This is a genomic window from Puia dinghuensis (assembly GCF_014642875.1).
In the GTDB taxonomy this organism is placed as follows: Bacteria; Bacteroidota; Bacteroidia; order Chitinophagales; family Chitinophagaceae; genus Puia; species Puia dinghuensis.
Map to the genome: position 1 here is coordinate 201,484 of NZ_BMJC01000007.1, position 6,790 is coordinate 208,273.

The following is a 6,790-nucleotide window of genomic DNA, read 5'->3' on the forward strand; positions in this document are numbered from 1 at the left end:
GATATGGCCTCGATCGTGTTCTGTTACCAGGCGGAGCCACATGCGCCTTTTCCGAAGCTGCCGGCGAAAGATCAGCTGGAAGTGGACTAGGCTTCAAACTTTGTTAAATGTTTTTAGGTCACTATAGAGTAGGCATTAGTGCTATTTGCAGAAGATAGTAGAAACTTTCTTGTTGCTTTCACGGTATGGGCATTGCCCAGCAGCGAAGCCCGGGCCCTCGATTTGTCGAAGAAAGGCGTGGTGTTTACCTCTAGCCACCGGCAACGAGGGCCCGGGCTATGTTTTTATCTATTTCCCCCTTATTTTTCCCTCCATTTTCTCGACCGAGTGAGTAACTGCAGATAGCAAAATGCGCTGCTAAAAATATTTAATAATACTTCCGTAGGCATTGCCGCATCTCGATGCAAAATATCGACACCAATGACATGACTCTATACTACCATGCGGACTGCCGGGAGACGCAGATCCCCAAAGACGCAGGCCGATTATTCGGGAGGAGTTCGCAAATTAAATTTGTTACAGTTATAATTCGTAATCTGAATGCAGTGCGATAGGTGTTATAATTTATCTATACCATTTTAATGGATTTTCATTTTAAGTTTATAAATAGCTTTGGGAGCTGAATCTCCTAATCGGCAAACTCGTTTGCTATGATTAAAGAACCTATATCCGCCGGGGGGCGCACCATTGATGCGACACCAGAGGTGAAAAAATGGTATGTAGCTTATACGTTGCCTAAATCCGAGGAGAAGGCACAAAATCAGCTCGAAAAAATCGGGATACACTGTTACCTGCCAATGCACAGGGTCATCCGAAATTGGAGTGACAGGAAGAAAAAACTCCTGGTTCCCCTATTCCCCAATTACATCTTTGTGAATATTGCTGACAAGAAGCGAAATGAAACTTTCACGGTGAAGGAGATAGTACGGTATGTGTCTTTTGGTGGGAAGCCGGCAGTCATCAATGAATCCATTATCAATTCTTTGCAACATATTCTCGATAAAACCATGGATATCGATATTGAAAAATATGTCCAACCAGGCGTTTATGTCCGGATTACCCATGGCCCCTTTGCCGGATCTGAGGGAGTGCTGATGAGGCGAAACGGTAATACCCGGCTCTTGGTCCAAATCGACGCTTTACAACAGGGTATTGCAGTCAACATTTCTATCGATGATATCTCCCCACTGAATATAGAAAAGATCAGCCCATAAAGGAGTGGTAGATATTCGCCATCTTTTCCGCGGCAGTTTCCCAGGTGAATTGATGACTCCAACGCAATCCTCTCGAGATTTGGGAGGCCCTGTATTCTTTATTCCGAAGGACGGCTAAAATGGCAAGCATGAGTTCGGAGGGGTGGAAAGGATCGACCTGAGGACAAATGCCCCCGGAAATTTCCGGTAATGCCCCCCGGTCCGATACTATTGCAGGGCATTCACAGGCCATCGCCTCTAAAACGGGTAATCCAAAGCCTTCATAGATGGACGGAAACAAAAATATTTTCGCCAGCGAATAAAGAACGGGCATGTCCTCCACATCGACAAATCCCGGGAAAAGAACTTCATGCTGAAGACCAAGATTGGCCGTCAATTCAAAAATAGGAGTATATTTCCAGGCTTTCCTTCCGGCCAAAACCAGTTTGAACTCTTTGCAGTGTTCTTTTTTTAATGCAGCAAATGCCTGAATAATGCCAATGATATTTTTTCTGGGCTCCAGATTGCCGACGAAAAGAAAAAACTTATCCGGAAGATGGTATTTGTGTTTGACTTTTTCCAATGCCTCCGCTTCGGTTATTTTTTTAAAGCGGCTGTGGAGCCCAGGATAAATTACAACGATTTTTTCTTTGTTGATGTCCGGAAATCGATCGATTATATCTTTTCTTACGACATCGGATACCGTTATAATAGTGCTGGCTTTTCTAATGGTAGGAGGAAGAAAAAGTTTGTAATACAATACGGTTTCGTTCTGACAAAGCGATGGATACCGGAGAGGCACCAGATCATGAATGGTTACCATACCGGGCATGCGAAAAAACAAAGGAAGAATTGAACCGGGGGAATGGAATAAATCAAAGCGGCGCCGTTTAAAATATCCGGCTAGTAAAAAATTCTCGAAATAAATCCGGCTCAGTCTATTGGATGTATTCAGGGATATTTTATTTATTTTAAGATATTTACTCTCCCTGAGAATACCGTTATAGTTTTGGGAGACTAAGACTTCCAAGGTACTGTCATGGAGATCCATTTTGCTCAGGGTCTCAATGAGGTATTCGATGTAGTATTGTACGCCCGAATAGGTCCCATGAAGCAACAGACCATTGATTAAGATGTTTTTCAATTTTTTCGAGGTTGTCTATGTTAAATTTTGTTTCGACGATTCTCCGCCCTTCTTTCCCCATTTTATTTCTCAGGTCTCCGAATTGCGTCAATAAGTATAGTTTTTCAGCGATGGTTTCCGGGTCAGGTTTGTCGATCAAATAGCCTGACGCTTCATCTGCCACAATTTCAATTGGGCCGCCTTCTCTCAATGCAACGACCGGCTTTTCCAGAGCCATTGCCTCTATGAGCACCCTGCCGAAGGGTTCCCCTCTGGACAGGTGAACCAGGATGTCGATGCCTGATAACAACGTTTTGTTGTCTTCCAGATAAAAAGGGAAGGTAAAATAGTCTTCTATTCCCGCCAGGCGGATAGTTTGCAGTAAATGCCTGGAATACCCTGGATAATCGTTGAATAGGTCCCTGCCGGCTATTAAGAAATGTACGTCCTTATTATCGATTATTAATCTTTGAGCGATCTCGATCAACAGCATATGGTTTTTCCAGGGGACCAATGAACCGATTTGTGCTATGATGATCTTATTTAGAGGAAGCTCCAATTCTTTCCTTAACTGGGCCGCCGGAGCGGATCGGATGTCCCATATGCGCGTATCGATGCCATTGTATATGATCACTTTTTTCTTTTTGTTCAGAGGAATTTGTTTATAGATATGGTAAGAGACACAAATTATTTTATTAGCGAAAAGGCCGAGGCAGAAGGCAGCGAGTCGATTTGGCAGATTGTCCCTTATATGCCAGAAAACTTTTTTCCCGGTCAGCAGCCTGATAAAGATTGCATAAATGAAAGACTGGTTGGTGTTGGCGTATACATAATTTATGCGTTCGGAATTGATCCGCCGGGAAATCTTACGGGCTGCCGTTATGATCGATAGGAGTTGCTTGAAATAACCTTCGCGCCTTTTTATTAGTGGCATTGGAACGATTGTGGTGCTGTATTTGCACTGCAGTGCGAAGAATAATTCGGTTTCTTCGGGAAGAATAACACTAAGGTGAATTTTTTTTTGTAGAACTAAAAGCAGGTCTATTAAACTTCTTTCGGCACCACCGATGCGAGATGAAGAATTGAGTATCAAAACTTTTTTCACTGCAGGCGATTGGTTTTGGAATTGAAATTCCAAAAAAATGCGAGACGCTGGTGTTATTTTTTAAAATAAAAAATTTGTACATTCGGATTGCTACAATCCAGCATCTTACGATGCACTCATAATGCCGGGTGTCTTTTGAGGAAATCGAGTTGGGACTAACCTCTAGCGAAGCTATGAAATTGCTTTCTTGTTTGTCTGGTAGTGCTGCTTTTGTTTTGTCGATTTGCGCCATAGCGGCAATCGGTTTGATTTACAAAATATGTATTGCCGGAAGAAGGCTGGTCTTTTCGGATCTGTTGTATGCAGGTCATGTGTCTATATTGACGGGGCTATTTTTTTCCCTATACTGTTTTATTTATTTCAGCATTGCTTTTCATCAGAAGCGGCATGCGTTTGATGAAACAGCATGGAAAGCCAACCGGGAGACGAGGGTAGAAATGATCGACGATCTGCTGGGACGAAAAATCCTTAAGCATAAAAGCAGCAGGGAGGTGATGAGCATACTGGGCAAACCCGTGCTGGAAGGTGAAAATAAATTTGACAGTGTTATTATCTATTTTTATTATTTGGGTATCCCTGACAAGGTATTTGTACTGGATCCGGAATTCCTTGTCATAGTATTTCGGAATGAAAGTGTTGAAAAATATTATTTAAAGCCTGGCGGGCCGTATGAGTAATAAATTATTTATGATCAGAAGAATTCTTGAAAAAAGCAGGGAGGTCACCTTTCTGCTATTTGTTTGTTTTGTTTCATTTGAGATTTCTCTTCGAACCATATTGAAGGAGCATATGGTATTGCATGCCTATCCTAAGATATATCGTTATGATTCCGTCGTGGGTTTTAGAGGGATCCCGAATGTAGAAGGTTATATCAGGAGGCCCAGCATCGATAAACATTTTAAATTGAACAATTTTGGCTACTATGGTCCGGATTTTGACGCCCGTCATCCCGATAGTATATTTCGAATAGGTGTTTTTGGTGCTTCTATGGTGGAAGGTGTATGGGCCAACCAGGTTGAATCATTTCCTGAAATTCTCAATAGAATGTTCAAGGATAAGGGATACCGGGTGGAAGTTCTAAACCTGGGAATACAAGGTCGGCTCAGGGTACTACATAATTTGGAACTTATGAAGAAAGATGTTGCTGCATTCAAGGTGAATCTGGCATTAATGGAAGAGTCTTTTCCCATCATCTCCGCCAACAATCATTTTGATCAATACAAAGGTTATTCGATAGAGTTCACAGGGGATAATACTCCAGATGGCAGATTTTCCCAAATGCTTGTACAAAAAAAGGTGGATCGCCTGGAAAAGCATAAATTAATTACAGACCTGCTGAAACTCTTCTGTTCGTCGAGGGCTTACCTACGGCACGTTGAGGGCAATTCGGGGGTGTATAGAGGTACGCTGATCGACTGTTGGCGGAATTTCTACGAAAATAGCTGCGACAATCTCCTGTTTTTTAATGTTGTAAACTATAGCCCAGAGCAAAGTGTAGCGATATTGAACCGATCCCGGGCTGAGCTTTGTAACCAGAATACCGAGTTCGCTCTATTTAGTTATGCGAAAGATAGCTTGTCCAAATACCTCAGGGCGAATAGTAATGTGGAGTTCCGAAGCATACAGTTAAACCTTCCCTTATATAAAAATCAGTATAAACAGGAACTGGATGGTCATCCCAATTCCAAAGGTGATTCTTTAATTGCAGGCGCATTATTTCGGGAACTCTGTCAAAACTATATACCGGCGAATTTTAAACCGGCGCGATGATTCATCAGTTTATAGGCGTCGATAGCAGGAGATTGTTCAGCGTATATCAAGGTCCTGAGGTAATGGATCATGATGGCACCGGAGTAGTGTTGTGCTACCCATATGGTCAGGAATACATCAGATGTCACATGCTTTATGTCCATATGGCTAATAAGCTTGCTAAACGGGGCTTCCATGCTTTACGGTTTGATTACTATGGTACAGGCGATTCTGCAGGCGATTTTAGCTCAGTAACGGTGAAAGAAAGCCTGGATAATATTCAAATGGCAATTGACGAATTGAAAAAGACGTATGACGTCTCGCGGATTATTTTATTTGGTGTCCGGTTCGGGGCTACATTGGCAGTTATATATTCCAGGCTCCATGCTATTGATGCCCTGGTTTTGTGGGATCCTGTATTAGACGGCCGCTTCTACCTGAAAAGCATTGATCAAAGCTATAAGAACTGGTTAAAGGGCGCCTTTGCCAAACGAAAGAAAAAAAACAACTCTTTCATAGAAAATTTTGGGTTTCAATTTTCGATGGAATTAGTAAATGAAATCAGAGCCGTCAATATCGGCAGAGAAAAATGGATGACTGATATACCCACACTTGTTTTGGGAGCGAACAGCGAGTATTGGATAAAACGGGAAGACGAATTTAATAAAGCAATGGTACCGGTGTATGAGACAGATAAAACGATTGACTGGCTGGATAATTTACTATTGTGATGGTAAACGATGAAATAGTCAATTTTGGCGAGAACAGATCCATATGCGGTATATTTACCCCCAGCCTAGGGAAGGTTCTTAACGACAAGTTTTGTGTAATTTTTCTAAATGCCGGTCTGATCCACAAGGTCGGGCCCAACCAGATATATAAAAAACTCGCTGCAAATTTTTCCAGGAACGGTTATGCCGCTTTTCGTTTGGATTTCTCCGGTCTGGGTGACAGCGGATCTTACAATGGAACTATGAGTAAGAGCAACAGACAAACGGCAGAAGTAGGAATGGCCATGAATTGGCTTCAGGAAAATAAGGATATTAATCAATTTATACTTTCGGGGATGTGTTCTGGCGCCAAAGTGGCCTGGAAGGCTTCTCTTGATGACCGAAGAGTTATCGGCTTGTGTCTTATCGATGGAGTATTCGCGGATGATCAGCTGTTAAAACAAGTCGGCAGGAATGCCGATCGGCAATTGCGAATCCGGTATTATAAAAAGCACCTATTTAGTTGGGAGAGGTGGATAAAATTCTTTTCGGGGAAAAGCAGATTGCTGAGCTTAAAAAATATACTTAAAAAGAAACAAGTAAATGGACAAATGTCTGTCGATTTGTCAAACAACCTGACCCCATGGGAAAATCTATTCAAAAGAAAAGTGAAGATACAGCTGATCTTTTCTGAAGGGAGTATCGCAATAGACATATATAAACTAACTCTTTCCAAGTGGTTAAATGGGGAAAATGGATTATTGCAGACTATATTGGTAAAAGATGTGGACCATACTTTTACCCCTATATGGTCGCAAAAATACCTTTCAGACCTAACCATGGCCTGGTTGAAGAAGGAATTTGAACTATGAGACAAAGTGTGAATAGGATTTACCTGATAATCATAATT

At 42.0% G+C, this 6,790-nt stretch carries 7 protein-coding genes; 5 read left to right on the forward strand and 2 right to left on the reverse strand.

Annotated elements, in window-relative coordinates; all coding sequences use genetic code 11:
• Positions 1–650 precede the first annotated feature (650 nt).
• On the forward strand, positions 651–1,214 hold the full coding sequence (locus IEY39_RS27940) for a UpxY family transcription antiterminator (protein WP_188937866.1): 564 nt from the start codon (positions 651–653) through the stop codon (positions 1,212–1,214).
• On the opposite strand, the gene IEY39_RS27945 is transcribed toward IEY39_RS27940, so the two are convergent.
• Together IEY39_RS27945 and IEY39_RS27950 are read right to left on the reverse strand one after the other, a co-directional pair.
• Positions 1,204–2,337 carry a glycosyltransferase family 4 protein gene (locus IEY39_RS27945; protein WP_188937867.1) on the reverse strand — a complete coding sequence of 378 codons (1,134 nt, stop codon included), beginning with the start codon at positions 2,335–2,337 and terminating at the stop codon, positions 1,204–1,206. The genes IEY39_RS27940 and IEY39_RS27945 overlap by 11 nt on opposite strands.
• The gene (locus IEY39_RS27950) at positions 2,258–3,421 is read right to left on the reverse strand and encodes a glycosyltransferase family 4 protein (RefSeq protein ID WP_188937869.1); all 1,164 of its coding nucleotides are present in this window, start codon (positions 3,419–3,421) and stop codon (positions 2,258–2,260) included. Before IEY39_RS27950 ends, IEY39_RS27945 begins: the two co-directional genes overlap by 80 nt.
• A gap of 173 nt (positions 3,422–3,594) precedes the next feature.
• Between IEY39_RS27950 and IEY39_RS27955 the strand changes: the two genes are divergently transcribed.
• From IEY39_RS27955 to IEY39_RS27970, 4 genes are read left to right on the forward strand one after another with little or no spacing between them, the layout of a single operon-like run.
• Positions 3,595–4,098, forward strand: a complete 504-nt coding sequence (locus tag IEY39_RS27955) for a hypothetical protein (protein WP_188937870.1) — start codon at positions 3,595–3,597, stop codon at positions 4,096–4,098.
• Positions 4,099–4,108: 10 nt separating this feature from the next.
• Positions 4,109–5,191 carry an SGNH/GDSL hydrolase family protein gene (locus IEY39_RS27960; protein ID WP_188937871.1) on the forward strand — a complete coding sequence of 361 codons (1,083 nt, stop codon included), beginning with the start codon at positions 4,109–4,111 and terminating at the stop codon, positions 5,189–5,191.
• Complete coding sequence (locus IEY39_RS27965) at positions 5,188–5,901, forward strand: serine aminopeptidase domain-containing protein (RefSeq protein WP_188937872.1); 714 nt, start codon at positions 5,188–5,190, stop codon at positions 5,899–5,901. Before IEY39_RS27960 ends, IEY39_RS27965 begins: the two co-directional genes overlap by 4 nt.
• Positions 5,901–6,752, forward strand: coding sequence for a serine aminopeptidase domain-containing protein (locus IEY39_RS27970; RefSeq protein WP_188937873.1), 852 nt, complete (start codon positions 5,901–5,903; stop codon positions 6,750–6,752). Before IEY39_RS27965 ends, IEY39_RS27970 begins: the two co-directional genes overlap by 1 nt.
• Positions 6,753–6,790: the final 38 nt, after the last annotated feature.